Raw genomic sequence first — 14,955 nt, forward strand, 5'->3', positions numbered from 1 at the left:
TCCACGGTATCAGCTCAGGCCCCGGTCGACACGACGGGCTGAGCATCGCTCTCGGAGCACAGCACGACCAGCAGATTGCTGGCCAGGGTGGCAGTCTGCGACCCGTCGAGGTGCACCACGTCCTTGTCGCGCAGGTCGTCGAGCGCCATCTTCACCATGCTGACCGCGCCCTCCACGATGCGCTGGCGGGCGTCGATGATGGCCTCGGCCTGCTGGCGGCGCAGCATCACGCCGGCGATCTCCGGGGCGTAGGCCAGGTGCGAGAGCCGCACCTCGAGGATCTCCACCCCGGCATGCGACAGGCGCTCGGTGAGCTGGGCCATGAGCTCGGCGTTGACCTCGGCCGAGTCGCCGCGCAGGGAGACCTCGCCGTCGGACGCCGCATCGTAGGGGTGCTTGGCCGCAGTGGTGCGAATGGCCGACTCGGTCTGCACGGCGACGTAGCTCTCGTAGTGGTCCACGTCGAACAGCGCCTGGGCCGTGTCCTTGACCCGCCACACCACGACGGCACCGATCTCGATGGGGTTGCCGCGCTGGTCGTTGACCTTGAGCTTGGTGCTGTCGAAGTTGCGAGCCCGCAGCGACACGTGGCGGCGGGTGGTGAAGGGGTTGATCCAGTGGAAGCCCGCCGTGCGAATGGTGCCCTTGTACTTGCCGAACAGGAGCACCGCCTTGCTCTCGTTGGGCTCCACGAGCACCAGGCCCCTCATGAAGAGGATGCCGATGCCGAAGAAGAACAGCAGCGGCAGCGAGAACAGGAGCATGAGCACCCCCGGCAGCCGAAAGCCCCCGTAGGCCTCCTCGTGGGTGGGCACCAGCTCCCACTTGGGGGCGACCTGCAGATCCTTGACCTCGTCGTTGCGGTACGGCACGGGGCAATGGAGTACGCCCGACGCCAGGCGGCGACAAGGGACGAGGTGGAACGTCGTGCGAGGCGAGGGGACGGCAAACCTGGCCAGGCTCACGCGGTGCGCCGCCGCGATGCCCACCACGACTCCACGGTGAACAGCAGCACCCCCGCCCAGATGCAGCCGAATCCGCGCAGATGCACCGAGGTGAGCGGCTCGCCGAACACCAAGACCGCCAGGGCGAATTGGCCGGTGGGGGCCATGTACTGCATGAAGCCGAGCGTTCGCAGCGGCAGACGGCGCGCCGCATTGGCAAACCACACCAGGGGTGCGGCGGTGATGACCCCGGCGGTCAGCAGCAAGAGATCGGTGCCCGTGCCCATGCGACCCATGGCCCCGGTGCCGTCCAGGGCGAGGATCACGAGGTAGAGGACTGCGGCCGGGACGAGCAGCACCGACTCGATGGTGGCGCCCAGGAGGCCGTCGACCGGGGCGATCTTGCGCATGAGCCCATAGGCGCCAAAGGTGAGCCCGAGCACGAGGCCGATCCAGGGCAGGCCTTCGGCGAGGCTCGCCATGAACGCCACGCCCACGCCGGCCAGCGCCACCGCCACCCACTGGGCTCGACGCATGCGCTCGCCCAGGAACACCATGCCGAGCACGATGCTGACCAGAGGGTTCAAGAAGTAGCCGAGGCTGGCGTGCAGCACTCGGTCGGTGGCCACCGCATAGATGAAGGTGAGCCAGTTGATGCCGACGAGCAGGCCGGCGGGAACGATGGTGCGCAGGGTGGCGCGATCGCGAAGACCCGCCACGAGCTCGCGCCCGCGGCGACGCACGAGCACCAGCACGAGATAGGCGACGCACGCCCAGGTGACGCGGTGGGCGACCAGCTCGAGCGCGGGGATCTCCGCGACCTGCTTCCAGAACAGCGGGAACAGGCCCCACGCGCCGTAGGCGAGCAGGGCGTAGCCGAGGCCGGCCGCGGTGGCATCGGGGGTCGAGCGATCGGGCGTGCGCACGGACATGCGGCCTGGGACCCGAGGTCGAGAATGGGACCGCTCAGCCGGCAAGGGCCGCGGGAAACTCTCGCACGGCCTTGGTCACCGACAACGAGTCGATGAAGCGCAGCAGGAGCTCGTGATCGAGACCCGGCAGGACCTCGCTGCGCGCGATGGGCTCGTACGTGTTGCCGCGCAGCGCGTAGAGGTGGAGGCGCTCGTCCATCCAAGACCATGCCTCGCGGACCCGGAGCTTGCGGTAGAGGATGCGCCACACGTGGGACGGCAGGCGGGACGACGCCGGCGCCGACGTGGGGCCGGGAGCGGGAGCGGGAGCGGGAGCGATGGCGGCCTGCGGCATGCCGAGGCCCACGATACCTCGTTTTTCGATGCGGGTCGCATGGACCCCCATGGCTCGCTGCTAGGCACCTCCGCGGCGGTCGTGCGACCGTTGCCCCGAACATGAGCAAGACTTCTGCGCAGATCTACGTGCTCTACACCGGCGGCACGATCGGCATGGATGGTCGACCGTTGGCGCCGATGCCGGCGTCCCGCCTGCAGAGACTGCTCGAGACGATGCCTGGGTTCGATTCGTCCACCCTGACCCTGCATCCGCTCGACGATCGCGAGCTTCGCATCAACTACGTGCTCGATGCCTTCGACGAGCCGATCGACAGCTCGGCCATGACGCCGAACGACTGGGTGATGATCGCCCGGCGGATCCTCGATCGCTACGCGGACTACGACGGCTTCGTGGTGCTGCACGGCACCGACACCATGGCGTGGACCACGTCGGCGCTGGCGTTCCTGCTCGAGGGGCTGGCCAAGCCGGTCATCGTGACCGGATCGCAGGTTCCCCTGGCGCAGACCCGCACGGATGCCTTGCGCAATCTGGTGACCGCGATGCAGCTCGCGGCCACCTCGGGCGTGCCGGAGGTGGGACTGTTCTTCGACGTGGCGCTCTATCGCGGCTGCCGGGCGGCCAAGGTGAGCACCAGCGCCTTCGAGGGCTTCGCCTCGCCCAACTATCCCCCGCTGGCCACGGCGGGCATCACCATCGACGTGTCGGAGAGCCTGGTGCGGCTGCCACCGCCGATCGAGAGCTCGATGCAGCGACCCGAGCACCGAGCACGCGTGGCGGCGCGCCTCGAGGCGATCGAGCAGGCGCTGCCGCGGTTCTCGGTGCTGTCGCTGGTGCTCTACCCCGGGATCCAGACCTCGAATGCGATCGAGGTGCTGCTCGACGCCACCGAGCCCCCCGTGCGCGGGCTGGTGCTGCAGGCGTTCGGCGAGGGCAACGCCCCGTCCACCCCCTCGTTCCTCGAGGCGCTGCGCCGCGCCCACGACCGCGGGGTGGTCATCGTGGACGGCACGCAGGTGGTGCAGGGGTCGGTCAACGTCGACGCCTACCAGAGCGCGTCGGGACTCGAGCAAGCCGGAGCGATCAGCGGCTACGACATGACCCCCGAGGCCGCGCAGGCCAAGCTCGTCTACCTGCTGGGGCTGGGCCTGTCGCAGCAGGAGGTCGAGGTGCTCATGCAGCGCAACCTGCGGGGTGAGCTGCGGGCCGAGTCGGGGCCCACGCGGGGGCTGGTGTTCGCGGAGCACTGACCGTGCCGGGACGCCGAGGGACTACCGCCGGCTGCGGCTGCACTGGGCCTGGGCCCGTCGTACCTCGGTGGTCACCAGGCGTCGCACCTCGCGGAGCATGGCCGCATCGGGCTCGTGGCCGCCGTGGCGATAGCCGTGCAGCTCGACGGTGTAGCCGAGCGCCTCGAGCCGCTGCACCACGTTGCGCGTGTGCTGGTAGGAGACGCGGGCGTCCTGCTGGCCGTGCAGCGCGATGATCGGGGCGTGCGGCTCGAGCGTGTGGGGCATCAGGCTCTCGGGTACCGTGCCCGCGACCGCGATCGCGCGCGAGAGCAGCTCGGGGTGCTCGAGCGCCAGCGAGAACGCGAGCACCCCTCCCTGCGACCAGCCGACCACGATCGCCTTGCCGCAGGTGGGACGTCGGTCCTGGATGCGCTGGAGCAGCGCGCCGAGGTCGTCGGTGGCCTCCCCGACCGCGCCGGCCACCGCGTCCTGGGCCGGGCCGTCCGCCCGGGGTCCGAACCACGCCGGCCGACCGTCACCCAGGCGCACCGAGCCCCACGGCATCACCACGCGCGCGGGAACGTCGAGACTGCGCAGCACGGTGCGCAGTCGTCCCGCTCCACCACCGCGGCCGTGCAGCACCACGACCATCGGGAGCGTCGCCTCGAAGTCGACACCACCGGTCACGAGCTCGTCATGGGCCAGCGAAGACTCGAGCGTCGCGGCGATGGCGGCCCGGCCGTGCCCCGGGTCGAGCCCGAGGACCGCGAGTGCCGCCACGAGGCCTGCGATCCGGAGTCGTCGCATCGGGGACGTGAGAGCCGAGCCCCTGCCAAAGGGTGCAGCGACACGAGTCGATGCTCGAGTCATCCGCCCAGCGCGGGGCGAGGACCCTCGAGCTGCCAGCCCAGCCCCGAGCGTGCGGCTCGGTGCACCGCCTCGAGCGCCGCCGCGATCGCTCGGGGATGGGAGCGCAGCACCTCGTGGTAGCGCGCGGGGGTCAGGCGCGCGTCGGGCAGCAGCCGCTCGAGCAACTCCACCGCGTCGGCCATTCGCCCCAGTCGCTGGCTGCCCACGGTCTCGACCACCTCGGCAATGGTGGCCAGCACCACGAGCGCGGAGTCGAGGTCGTCGCGCTCGAGGGTGCCCTCGGGAGGCACGGGGCGCTCGAGCGCGACCGAGCCGGAAGGGGCGGATGGGACCTCGATGGTCGCGACCAGCGGGCGCGGAAACCATCGCTCGTAGCGCCGCTGCAGCGCCAGGTCGTCGCGGTAGAGCGCCTCGAGTCGGGCGCGCTCGCCCTCGCCCGCGGCCTCGACCTCGGCGCGCTCGATCCGACGCTCGCGATCCATGCGATCGAGCTCGCGCAGCGCCTCGGCCTCCCGACTGCGGCGCAGGTCGACGAGCTCCTCGAGCACGACGCCGAGCTGCTGGTCGAGGCGCTCGCCGCCCCCATGAGGCACCGTGGGCAGGTGCACGAGCTCGTCGTCGATGCGCCCCTCCGAGATCCGCTCGAGCTGGGCGTCGGGCACGAAGTGGTAGAAGGCACGCTCGTCGGCCGCGCGCTGGTGGGCCACCAGCTCGCGCAGAGCCTCGTTCTCCTGGCCGAGTGCGATCACGCTGATCCCGACCGGCATCGACCCGAGCCGGCGTCGCGCCTCGAGGATCCTGCGCTCGCCGACCCGGGCCTCCCCGTCGGTGATGAGCACGATCTGTCCGCGCGCCAGATCGTGGTCGCTCTGGGTGGCCTCTCCGATGAGCTGCATGCTCGACAGGAGCGCCCCCTCGATGTTGGTGCCGCCGCGGCGGGGGGTGGCGGTCACGTCGTGGATCGCCTCGAGGGCACCGCCGGGCGTGTCGACGCGATGGACGGGCCCCAGCTCGGTGTCGAAGTAGCGGTAGTAGAGCACCACCCGGGTGCTCTGCCGGGGGTTCTCGAGCCGCTCGATCAGGGTGGCGAGCTCGGCCACGAGGATTGCATCGCGCATGCGGGCGCGGGAGCCCATCATCGAGGTCGAGCCATCGAGCAGGTAGACGCGCACCTCGCCCTGCATCACCGTCCGGGTGCGGGTGTCGACCTCCTCGCGTACGAAGCGGCGGGCCAGGAGCCGTCCCGCGGCGAGATCCATGATGATCGTGCGAGGATCGTGGATCACGGCGATGCCCACGTCGGAGGGACCCTGTGCCGGCACCAGCTCGAGCCGCTGGGTGGGGAACGGGACGACGGCGTGCCGGATGAACTCCTCGACGACCCGCGTGGGCGACAGGGTCCCGCCGACCTCGAAGCAACCGTCGACCGACAGCGCGTGGGCCAGGGCGGCACGCTCGTGGCCAGGGGCGTAGTAGCGCTCGACCAGCGAGACCACGAACGGATCGGTCTCGCCGTCGAGCAGCTTCTCGTTGGTGCGCGCGTGCTCGTAGGCCGCCTCGATGGCCCGCACCACGCGTGACCCGAGGATCTCGTGGCCCGAGCGGAGCAACGAGGCGTGCTCGCCCTCGGAGCTCACCGGGCGTCCGACGAGCCGATCGATCATGGTGCTGCCGAGGCGCACCGCCTCGGCGTCGCCCACGTCCACCGCGTGACGGCGGAGCACGCTGAGCGCCGCAAACAGCGTGTCGCGCTCTCCACGGGACAGCGCGGTGCGGGCCTGGTGCAGCAGCGTCGCGTCGGGTCGCAGGCCGGCCGCCTCGTAGCGGTTGAGGCGGGTGATCTGCCGCGAGATCGCCTGGAGGCGCTCCTGCACGCCATGCTCGTCGAGCGCGAGTGCGGCCGAGGTCTCGAGCAGCAGCTGCCGCGCAGCCTCGAGCAGGCGTCGGCGGCGGCCGAGCATCGCGTCCTCCTCGCGAGCGGCCGTCATCAGGTGATCGATGGTGTCGAGCCGAAGCTCGAGCACCCGGGTGGGATCGGCGAGCGGCTCGGGCTCGTCGTCCTCGTCGGCCTTCGAACCCCCTTCCACCCCGGGACGGGCCTTGCCCATGGCCAGCGGCGGCACCAGCATCGAGTCGTCGCGCAGGGTGGCCAGGATCAGCGCGTCGGAATCGGGCTCCTCTCGCCCTTGGCCCGGCACGGCGCGCTCGGCCACCACCAGCAGCTCGTAGCAGCGCCGCAGCCATGCCGCGTAGGACAGCAGCGCGCGCTGGCGGATCACGGTGGCGCGCTCGACCTGGCGCAGGTTGTCCTCGAGCTCGCCGCGGGCCCGCCGCAGGAGCTTGCCGCAGCCATCGAGGGCGGCGGGCTCCTGGCGAGCCCGTGCAAGCGTGCTGACCAGGGCGCGCAGGGCCTCCACCTCGGTCCTGGGCTTCCAGCGGATGCGATGGAGCAGCGGGCGAAACAGCCGCGTCAGCGGAGCGGAGATCGAGGCGGGCGAGAGCGTCAGCCGCTCGATCCGACGCCCGAGCTCGGCGAGCTCGCCATCGAGCTGGCTCATGTCGAGCCCGCCAGGGCCTCGGACCACGCCCGGTTGGAGCGATCTTCGAGGCGGGCGACCATCACCCGCGTGCTGGTGGCGTCGAGCTCCTCGATGCGTGCGCGCAGCCGGGACCCCTGCGGCACGCACGACGGGAACGCCTCGACGAGGTGGCCGACCTCGGCGGCCAGGCGCAGCGGCTCGCCATCGCCTCGGATCGCTCGCAGATAGCCCGAGCGCACCGCCGCCTCGAGCAGGGCCACCGTGCCGGCCTCGTCCTCGGCGGCCTTGGCTGCCTCGCCGAGCCCGACCCACCAGGCCTCGAGCGCCTCGATGCCCCGCCGAATGCGAGCCAGGTCGAGCTGCACGACCTGCTCGCGCCACGGCTCGTCGAGGCTGCGCAGCACCTGCCACACGGCTTCGGCCGCGCGCGGCGGATCGTCGACGGGCAGGCCCGTCACGGACAGGGTGCCGGTGGCCACGCGCACGAGCGTGTCCGTGATGCACACGGGCGCCTCGCGAGCCCGGACCTGATCGTAGTCACGCCGGTTCAGCACCGCCGGGCGCTCCTCGGAGACCCTGGGCTCGTCACGCACGAGCGCGGGCACGGTCCATGCCACGAATCGATCGGCCGAGATCACGTCATCGAGCCCGGCCGTGCGCAGCTCGGCCACGACGGCCTCGACCTGCTCGATCACCCCCGCACGATCGCGGCCATCGAGGCGCTCGAACGCTCGCGCCACCAGGGGCTCGATGCGATGACCGGTCACGCGACGCACCAGCTCGCAGGGGCGACCCAGGTCGCCGAGGCGGCGAGCGTCCGCGTGCAGGTCCTCGAGCAGGGGCGAGAGCTCGTGCAGAACCTGAGACAGGGGGACCTGGGCCGAGCGCCCCAGCAGCGCGACCGCAGCGAGGCGAAACCTCGCGTCCCACAGCAGCACCAGCTCGTCCTCGAGCTTGGCGAGCGCTTCATTCCAGGGATCGCCCTCCTCGGTGGGGGGCATGGTGGCGCCGCTGGTCTGCAGCCGGCGTCGCAGGGCTCCCAGCCGCCCGAGGTCGTCGAGCCGACCGGTGACCTGCGCAGCGATCGCCTCGATGGAAGGACTGCTGGCCAAGAGCTCCACGGTGGCGGCCGTGGGCACCACCGACAGCCGCAGCGCATCGTCGAGCAAGCCCAGCAGGCGGCCGCGCAACCACTGCGCGAGAGGTCGGCCGAGGCCGGCGCCCCGCTCGAGCTCGTCGGCGATCTCGCCGAGCTGGCGCGTCACGACCGTCAGCGGCTCCTCTCCCTCGAGCGAGGGCGCGAGCCCGGCACGCAGGGCCTGGCTCGACAGGGTGCCCACCGTGTCGACCAGCATGCGCACCGCCTGGCCGGCATCGGTGGCGCCGCTCTCGGTGGCGGTGATGAGCGCGTCGACGGCCTTGGCGAGCGCATCGGGATCGCCCGAGGTACGGGCCTTCATGGTCATGGCCTGGAGATCGCGAAGCTCGAGCCGCCGCGGCTCGGGCCGAGCGGCCACGCGAGGTAGCTTGCGCAAGCACAGCTCGAACAGCTCGGCCTCGGTGGCCATGATGTCGAGCTGCCGCCGCTCGCGGGGATCGGTCTCCCGCTCGATGCAGGCCGCGATGGCCTCTCGCGGCACCCCGTTCAGCAGCAAGAAGTACCGCAGCCACCCGAGATCATCGTGCGCGACCTGCAAGGAGCGATCGGGCCGGTTGAAGATCTTGTCGTAGACCACCACCGCTCGCAGCACGTCGGTGGCCAGCACGGCGCTGCGGGTGGAGAGATAGCGCGTGGGCTGGAACTTGGGGTCGGCCCGTCGCGCCTCGGCGAGCTCGGCATCGAGCGATGCCACCAGCTCGGTGACCGCGTCGCAGATCTCCTCGGGGACGTAGGTGAGGTCGACGGCGGCCTGGAGCACGTCGAGGTCCTGCACCGAGAGGTAGGCCGAGGGCCGGTGCCGACCAAAGCGCCCCCCGTGGCGGCGCACCACGGTGCGCATGCTGTCGACGCTGGAGAAGCCTCGCGGGATGAAGCTGATGAAGCTGATGCGATCGATGAACGCCAGCAGGGTCTCGCGCGCCGAGTCGAGCACCTCGGCGATGTAGCGGTTGCTGGTCATGAAGGCGCACTCGATGCGCCCCTTGGCGATCGTGCCGCCCTGCTTGAGCTCGCGCTCGTGCAAGATGTTGAGGGTCGAGCGCAGCAGCATGTCGCGGCCGTCGAGCACCTCGTCGAGGAACGCGTGGACGGACCCGAGCATGCCCTCGTCGGTGAAGTGCTCGGTGCGGCCCGACTCCATCAGCGTCTTGAAGTCGATCGATCCGATCAGATCGGTCTGCACCGTGTTCTCGGTGAATTGTCGCGAGAACAGGCTGGGTGCTCCGGTCGACTCGTCGATGATGCGCCCGAGCACCAGCGCCGCGAGCTGGCTCTTGGCCGTGCCGGGAGGCCCCGTGAGCAGCACGTGCTGCCGGCTGAGCAGGGCCAGCCCGCACTGCGTCAGCACGCTGCCTCGCTCCACGAACGTCTCGTGCAGCTCGGAGAAGAACGCCCGGAACCGACGGATCGAGGTCTCGAGGTGATCGGGATCGTACGGAGCGATCATGCAGTGACCCGGAGATCAGCATAGGGCTCCGGGCTCGGCGTGGACAAGCGCTCGCGCTCACCCCGAACCGGATGGTACGTTGCCCCGGCCGAGCACACGGCGGGGGGACGAGATGACGACGATCGACTGGCTTGCAGCGACGGTGGTGATGGCGGCGAGCTGCGGGGTGATGGCGTGCGGCGATCCGAGCAGCAGCGACTCTGGCGCGGACGGCAGCAGCGGCGGCGACGAGACGGCCGGGCCCGGTACGACGGGGGGTGACCCCAGCACCAGCGAGCCCGACTCCAGCGGCGAGCAGGGCAGCGTGGGCGTGACCACCGAGGACCCCGGGCAGACCACGGACGCCACCACGGGTGACGACACCACCGGGGACCCCCCGGGGAACTGCCAGCCGATCCCCACCCGCATGGTCGTGCTGGGCGACAGCATCGTCGCGTGCGCGGGCGTGGGCGGCAAGGACTCCGACGACTGCTCGCCCAAGCAGCTCAACGACCACGTCGCCGCCAGCCACGGGCCCATCACCTACGAGAACCTCTCGGTGGGCGGGGCCGTCACCACCGACGTGTCGAACTACCAGATCTTCGACATCGAGGTGGGGATCCCCGGCCACGTGCTGGTGATGATCTACGTGGGCGGCAACGACCTGGCGCAGTACATCGTGCAGTCCGATCAGGCGGCCATCGACGGCTGGAACGACACCACCGGACCCGAGGTGGCGGCCGCATGGGAGGACATCCTCGACTTCCTGGGCGATCCGGCCAACTTCCCCGACGGGGTCACCCTGCTGATGAACACGCAGTACAACCCGTTCGACGACTGCACCGCGGCGCCCTACTTCGTCAGCCAGACCAAGACCGATCTGCTCCATGCCCACAACGATGCGCTCACCGAGCGCGCGGCTTCGCGGGAGTGGGCGTTCATCGCCGATCAGCACCCGTCGTATCTGGGTCACGGCAACCACTACGCCGTGAACACCTGCCCGTACTACGACGAGAGCGCCGCCCCCTGGATGGGCGACCTCATCCACCCCAACGCGGTCGGGCACGCCCACCTGACCGAGATCCTGGCCGAGGTGGCCGACACGCAGATCTACGGCGGCTGCGAGTAGCCAGGACCATCGAAACAGGACCCTCGACATGCAAGAACCCGAGACCGCGAGCGCGGTCTCGGGTTCTTTCATGGACGCACGGGCGATGGAACGCGGGACGGCTCACTCGCCGTCGCACCACGCCTTGCCCAGCCCGAAGGCGGGCGTGGCGTCACACATGAGCGAGCCGAAGCGAACGATGCACTCACCCCAGCACTGCGAGGAGTCGAGGCAGGCCTCGCCGGAGCCCTTGAGATCGGCGCACACGCCGTCGACCGAGCCCGGGGCATTCTCGGCGCAGTACGAGCCGACGATGCAGGGCTCGGTGCTGCCGTCGGTGCGGCACTGGGCGCCGACCACGGCCCCCGCGGTGCACTCGCCGTTGAAACAAGCCTTCGACTGGCACACCGAGCCGTCGAAGCAGGTGGTGCCGTTGGGGAACGGCTGCCGCAGGCACGTCGCATCCACGCAGTACAGGTCGTCGTCGGGATCGCACTCGTTGCCGTTGGGGCAAGGGCCGTTCTCGTTGGCATAGGCTTCGCACAGCGGCATCGCCCCCGCGGTGTTGCAGAAGCCATCCTGGCACTGCGCGTCCTGGAAGCTGTCGCACGGCTGGCCGGCGCCCACCGAGAGCTGACACAGACCACCATCGCAGAAGCCCGAGCCGCACTCGGCGTTGTCGAAGCAGTTCTCGCCGTTGCCCAGCAGGGTGCCGCACACCTCGTTGAACGGGTCGCAGTAGCCGGAGGAACAGTCGTCGGGCTTGCTGCACGGCGCGCCCTCGATGCCGGGCTGCTGGCACGAGGGCTGGGTGACGAAGTTGCCCACGCAGTAGTACGACATGGGGCAATCGCTGTCGTCGAAGATGTCGAAGCACGGCGAGCCGGGCGAGCAATAGCCGCCCACGCACGCGCCGAGCATCGAGTCGCAGCTCAGACCCTCGGCGCAGCGGATGGACTCGGTGCCGGGGATCGGATTGGCCGGATCGGTGAACGCACAGGCCTCGCCCGACTTGGCCCCCGCGCGACACGTCCCCTCCTCGTAGTTGCAGATGAGGCCGTCGGCACACTCCGCGTCGGAGAAGCAGCTCTCGCCGTTCTTGGCCCGAAGTGCACACACCCCGGAGATGCCGAAGTCGACGCAGCGCAGGCCCTCGCTGCACTCCCAGGGACCATCGCACTTCTCGCCCACATCCTGCTTGCCGCGGAACATCTCGTCGGGCTCGCAGGGATCGGCCTCGGGCCCGGTGGCGCTGGGGGTGCAGCGCCCGGTGTCGCTGGGGGGCGCCAGCGCGGAGTTGCAGGCCCGCTCGGAGGTCCCGTCGGCACACTCGCGCACGGCCCCGCTGTCGACGTCGACGCGCCCCTCGTTGATCGACAGCGCCAGCACCAACAGCCCCCCGGCCGGGTCGTCGCTCAGACCCGCCTGCTCGAGCTCGAGCGGGACGCCGGCCGTGATCGCATCGAGGATGCGCCCGCTGCAGTCGTCGGCGTCGACGGTGAAGTCGCCCAGCTGGTAGGTCAGCTCGCCCGGCGAGCAGCAACCGAACATCCAATCACACGCGGCATCGACCAGCGGCTTCATCTGGCTGCGCGCCGTTCCAATGCCGGTCTGCTCGTCGTCGGCACACGCCGAGACGAGCAGCAGCGCCAGGGATCCGAGTAAGCTGGCTTTGCGCATCATCGTGGCCGAAGTAAACACCGTCGCCGCGGATTCCACCAGCGGGTGGCGCACGAATCCCGCGCTTGTGCCCAGATCTCGGGCACGGTGGTCAGCGAGTCGGCTCACTGTCTCTCGGGCTGGGGCTCGGGCTCGCTCCCGTGACCCGGTCGGCAGACCCGAGCCCTTCGCGCGGGCCTCCGGGGCTGCTACCGTGGCAGAGGATGCGACGAACGATGCTCTCCATGGTGTTGGTCGCGGCGGTGGGTGGGCTCGGCGGTGCGTGCCCGGCCGCGGACGACGAGCCTCCGGCCCACGAGACCATGGCGAGCACCACGAACACGGTCACCGACGGCGAGCCGACCTCGGGCGAGCCGACCTCGGTCGGGCCGACGTCCTCGACTCCGACCGACTCGGACTCGGACTCGGGGGCCGAGGAGCCCTGGCTCGAGCTCGGCTGGGGGGTCACCGAGTTCAACCCGTACGACGGCGTGCTCCCGATCGTGGTGGGGCCCCAGGGTCTGGCGATGTTCTCGGTGCCCCTGCGAGGCGCGGGGTTCTACAACCCTCCCGATCCCGGCTTCGACAACCCCGACATGCCCATCCTGCAGGCGTGGGTCGACGTGGAGGGCCACGAGAACGGCCCCGGCGGCCACTTCAACGAGGTCATCGACTACCCCGCCCTATTCTATCCATCGCTCGAGCTGCCGGGTGCGCTCGAGGGTCCCGCGGTGTGGCTGGTGATCCCCGATGACGTGGAGCCCGAGCAGCTGCCGGGGCTCGCGGCCCACCTTCATGCGCACATGGTCGACGCCAACGGCCTGATGCTCTCCGACGATCACGATCTGGTGATCGGCGAGGCCCCTGCGCCGCCCAAGGGGCCCTAGATCGCGAGAGAGTCGCGAGAGATCGCGAGCGCTCGAGCGCGTGGCGGCCAAGCGGTGAGCGACCTCCCGCTCGGCGGTCGGCGACGTGATCCTCACGAAGACCTCGGCTGGGACCCTCCGGATCCCAGCGCTGCGTATGGATCCAGGAAACACTTACGATCGAGGCCCAGTCGGGCCGATGGGCCTGTTCTGGGGATTGCTTCACGTGCTTGCGTGATAGTCGCGAAATGCCCATGGAGGCGCGAATTCGGGCACTAGTGCCGCTTGCCGGCCCAATCTCGACGTTGAACCAGACCTCGGAGTGCGGTACGCAGGGATCCCACCCCAGGGTGAACAAATGTTCTCGCCGACGAACTACCTCAGCGAGCTGCTGATCGACGGACCCCCGGCGGCGCGCTGCGAGCTGCTGCGACCGCTGAGCTCCGACGACTTCGGCCCTCGGGTCCTGGCCAGGCTTCGTGACGACGAGACGTACGTGACCGTGCATGGCATGGCGATCGCCGACGCGGCGTGGTCACGCGCTGCGACCCGGCTGCGAGCGCTCGCGGGAGTCCAAGAGGATCACATCTCGCCGCTCTTGGCCTATGGCCGCCACGAGGGGCTGGCCTACTTCATCCACGCGCACGAGGACGGGCCGCGGCTCGACACGCTGCTGCGCGAGCACGACGGCCGGCTGCCCCTGTCGCAGGTGCTGCCGCTGTTCGCCCAGGTGTTGCTCGCAGTGGGTCGAGCGCATCATCGCGGCGTGGTGGTGGGTGGCGTGCGCCCGCAAGACGTGCGCCTCTTGCCGAGCGCCGGTGAGGGCCTACGCATTCGCATCCGCAACCTCGGCCTGGCCGCGGTGCTGGGCGTGCCCGCGGGGCGGCGCAACGCCACCGATCATCCCTCGATCTATCGCGCCCCCGAGAGCGACGTGGCGCTCGACCCCGCGTCCGACGTGTTCTCCCTGGGCGTGCTGTTCATCCGCATGCTCACCGGTCCGCTGCCGCGCACGAGCACCGAGGCCGAGCGAGGCGAGCTGCTGCGCGCGCGCGTCGAGCATGCGCTGCACGAGGATCCCTCGTTCACCGACGGCCTGGCCACGGTGGTGCTCGAGGCCACCGATGGTGATCTCGCCACGCGGCCTCGCGACGCCCAGCAGCTGCTCGGCGCCATGCTCGAGGTGGTGCCCGCGTCGGCGCTGCGCCTGCCCGTGGACTCTCCGCGCATGGAGGCGTTCGTCGACGAAGACGGCTCGACGTGCTGGCCCGCCCGGCCGTGGACCGAGCGCGTGCGGCCGCTGATTGCGGGGCGCGGGCGAGCCACCGCTCGGCCGCCCCACCACCCTCGCCCGGCTCACACGCCCGCAACGACGGCTCCGGCGACCGCCCAAGCGAGCCCGACGCCGGACGCGACGGTGCTGCCGATGCGCCGCCCGACGCGGCGTCGAGGCATGCTCGGCCGCATCGCGATCGGGGCGGGCCTGCTCTCCACCGGGGCCGCGCTGGCGCTGGCCGTCGTGGTGGGCGAGCCCGGGATCACACCGACCGCGGTGACCGGCGCTTCGATGGCCGTGATGCCGGCCGCTTCGCTCGCTGCGATCACCGATGCTCCGGCTCCTGCCATCGAAGGCACGCTCGAGGTGGAGGCCATGCGCACGGGCGAGGTCACCATCGATGGACGCCCCGTGGGGTCCACACCCTACCGCGGCACGGTCACCCCCGGTCGCCACGTGGTGCGCGTGGAGGCGGCCGGCCATCGCACGTGGCGTGCGGCCATCGACGTGACGGCCGGCGAGGTCCATCGGCTCGACGCGGCGCTCGAGCCCGCGGCGGCGGAGTCGGAGCTCGCGATGTCGTCGCTGTCCCGCGGCCGCGCCCGCTGA

At 70.8% G+C, this 14,955-nt stretch carries 11 protein-coding genes; 4 read left to right on the forward strand and 7 right to left on the reverse strand.

The window, feature by feature from the left end:
• Positions 1-14 precede the first annotated feature (14 nt).
• From OEB96_RS14125 to OEB96_RS14135, 3 genes are all read right to left on the reverse strand, one after another.
• The gene (locus OEB96_RS14125) at positions 15-872 is read right to left on the reverse strand and encodes an SPFH domain-containing protein (RefSeq protein WP_266216196.1); all 858 of its coding nucleotides are present in this window, start codon (positions 870-872) and stop codon (positions 15-17) included.
• A gap of 89 nt (positions 873-961) precedes the next feature.
• Complete coding sequence (rarD, locus tag OEB96_RS14130) at positions 962-1,876, reverse strand: EamA family transporter RarD (RefSeq protein WP_266216197.1); 915 nt, start codon at positions 1,874-1,876, stop codon at positions 962-964.
• Between the two features lie 34 nt (positions 1,877-1,910).
• Positions 1,911-2,210, reverse strand: a complete 300-nt coding sequence (locus OEB96_RS14135) for a hypothetical protein (protein WP_266216198.1) — start codon at positions 2,208-2,210, stop codon at positions 1,911-1,913.
• A gap of 101 nt (positions 2,211-2,311) precedes the next feature.
• On the opposite strand from OEB96_RS14135, the gene OEB96_RS14140 reads away from it, so the two are divergent.
• Positions 2,312-3,460, forward strand: a complete 1,149-nt coding sequence (locus OEB96_RS14140; RefSeq protein WP_266216199.1) for an asparaginase domain-containing protein — start codon at positions 2,312-2,314, stop codon at positions 3,458-3,460.
• 21 nt (positions 3,461-3,481) lie between these two features.
• Here OEB96_RS14140 and OEB96_RS14145 read toward each other — a convergent pair whose 3' ends face one another.
• Genes OEB96_RS14145 through OEB96_RS14155 form a run of 3 tightly spaced genes read right to left on the reverse strand, consistent with a single transcriptional unit; the run spans position 3,482 to position 9,458 of the window.
• The gene (locus tag OEB96_RS14145; protein ID WP_266216200.1) at positions 3,482-4,249 is read right to left on the reverse strand and encodes an alpha/beta hydrolase; all 768 of its coding nucleotides are present in this window, start codon (positions 4,247-4,249) and stop codon (positions 3,482-3,484) included.
• A gap of 59 nt (positions 4,250-4,308) precedes the next feature.
• Positions 4,309-6,870: a vWA domain-containing protein gene (locus tag OEB96_RS14150; RefSeq protein WP_266216201.1), complete on the reverse strand. Its 2,562-nt coding sequence runs from the start codon at positions 6,868-6,870 to the stop codon at positions 4,309-4,311.
• Positions 6,867-9,458 (reverse strand): AAA family ATPase, encoded by a 2,592-nt coding sequence (locus OEB96_RS14155; protein ID WP_266216202.1) that lies wholly within the window; start codon positions 9,456-9,458, stop codon positions 6,867-6,869. Before OEB96_RS14155 ends, OEB96_RS14150 begins: the two co-directional genes overlap by 4 nt.
• Positions 9,459-9,570: 112 nt before the next feature.
• Between OEB96_RS14155 and OEB96_RS14160 the strand changes: the two genes are divergently transcribed.
• Entirely contained in the window at positions 9,571-10,566 is a 996-nt protein-coding gene (locus OEB96_RS14160) for an SGNH/GDSL hydrolase family protein (RefSeq protein ID WP_266216203.1), read from the forward strand.
• Between the two features lie 102 nt (positions 10,567-10,668).
• Here the strand turns inward: OEB96_RS14160 and OEB96_RS14165 are convergent, their stop codons facing one another.
• A complete protein-coding gene (locus tag OEB96_RS14165) occupies positions 10,669-12,228 on the reverse strand; it encodes a hypothetical protein (RefSeq protein WP_266216204.1) in 1,560 nt (519 codons plus the stop codon).
• 200 nt (positions 12,229-12,428) lie between these two features.
• On the opposite strand from OEB96_RS14165, the gene OEB96_RS14170 reads away from it, so the two are divergent.
• Both OEB96_RS14170 and OEB96_RS14175 read left to right on the forward strand, forming a co-directional pair.
• A complete protein-coding gene (locus OEB96_RS14170; protein WP_266216205.1) occupies positions 12,429-13,091 on the forward strand; it encodes a hypothetical protein in 663 nt (220 codons plus the stop codon).
• A gap of 337 nt (positions 13,092-13,428) precedes the next feature.
• The gene (locus tag OEB96_RS14175; RefSeq protein ID WP_266216206.1) at positions 13,429-14,955 is read left to right on the forward strand and encodes a PEGA domain-containing protein; all 1,527 of its coding nucleotides are present in this window, start codon (positions 13,429-13,431) and stop codon (positions 14,953-14,955) included.

The sequence above is a fragment of the Paraliomyxa miuraensis genome (genome assembly GCF_026337845.1).
Taxonomy (GTDB): Bacteria; Myxococcota_A; Polyangia; order Nannocystales; family Nannocystaceae; genus Paraliomyxa; species Paraliomyxa miuraensis.

Excerpts from the sequence above, each read along its gene's own strand:
- rarD (WP_266216197.1), bottom strand. The coding sequence starts at position 1,876 with ATGTCCGTGCGCACGCCCGATCGCTCGACCCCCGATGCCACCGCGGCC.
- OEB96_RS14135 (WP_266216198.1), bottom strand. The coding sequence starts at position 2,210 with ATGCCGCAGGCCGCCATCGCTCCCGCTCCCGCTCCCGCTCCCGGCCCC.
- OEB96_RS14140 (WP_266216199.1), top strand. The coding sequence starts at position 2,312 with ATGAGCAAGACTTCTGCGCAGATCTACGTGCTCTACACCGGCGGCACG.
- OEB96_RS14145 (WP_266216200.1), bottom strand. The coding sequence starts at position 4,249 with ATGCGACGACTCCGGATCGCAGGCCTCGTGGCGGCACTCGCGGTCCTC.
- OEB96_RS14150 (WP_266216201.1), bottom strand. The coding sequence starts at position 6,870 with ATGAGCCAGCTCGATGGCGAGCTCGCCGAGCTCGGGCGTCGGATCGAG.
- OEB96_RS14155 (WP_266216202.1), bottom strand. The coding sequence starts at position 9,458 with ATGATCGCTCCGTACGATCCCGATCACCTCGAGACCTCGATCCGTCGG.
- OEB96_RS14160 (WP_266216203.1), top strand. The coding sequence starts at position 9,571 with ATGACGACGATCGACTGGCTTGCAGCGACGGTGGTGATGGCGGCGAGC.
- OEB96_RS14165 (WP_266216204.1), bottom strand. The coding sequence starts at position 12,228 with ATGATGCGCAAAGCCAGCTTACTCGGATCCCTGGCGCTGCTGCTCGTC.
- OEB96_RS14170 (WP_266216205.1), top strand. The coding sequence starts at position 12,429 with ATGCGACGAACGATGCTCTCCATGGTGTTGGTCGCGGCGGTGGGTGGG.
- OEB96_RS14175 (WP_266216206.1), top strand. The coding sequence starts at position 13,429 with ATGTTCTCGCCGACGAACTACCTCAGCGAGCTGCTGATCGACGGACCC.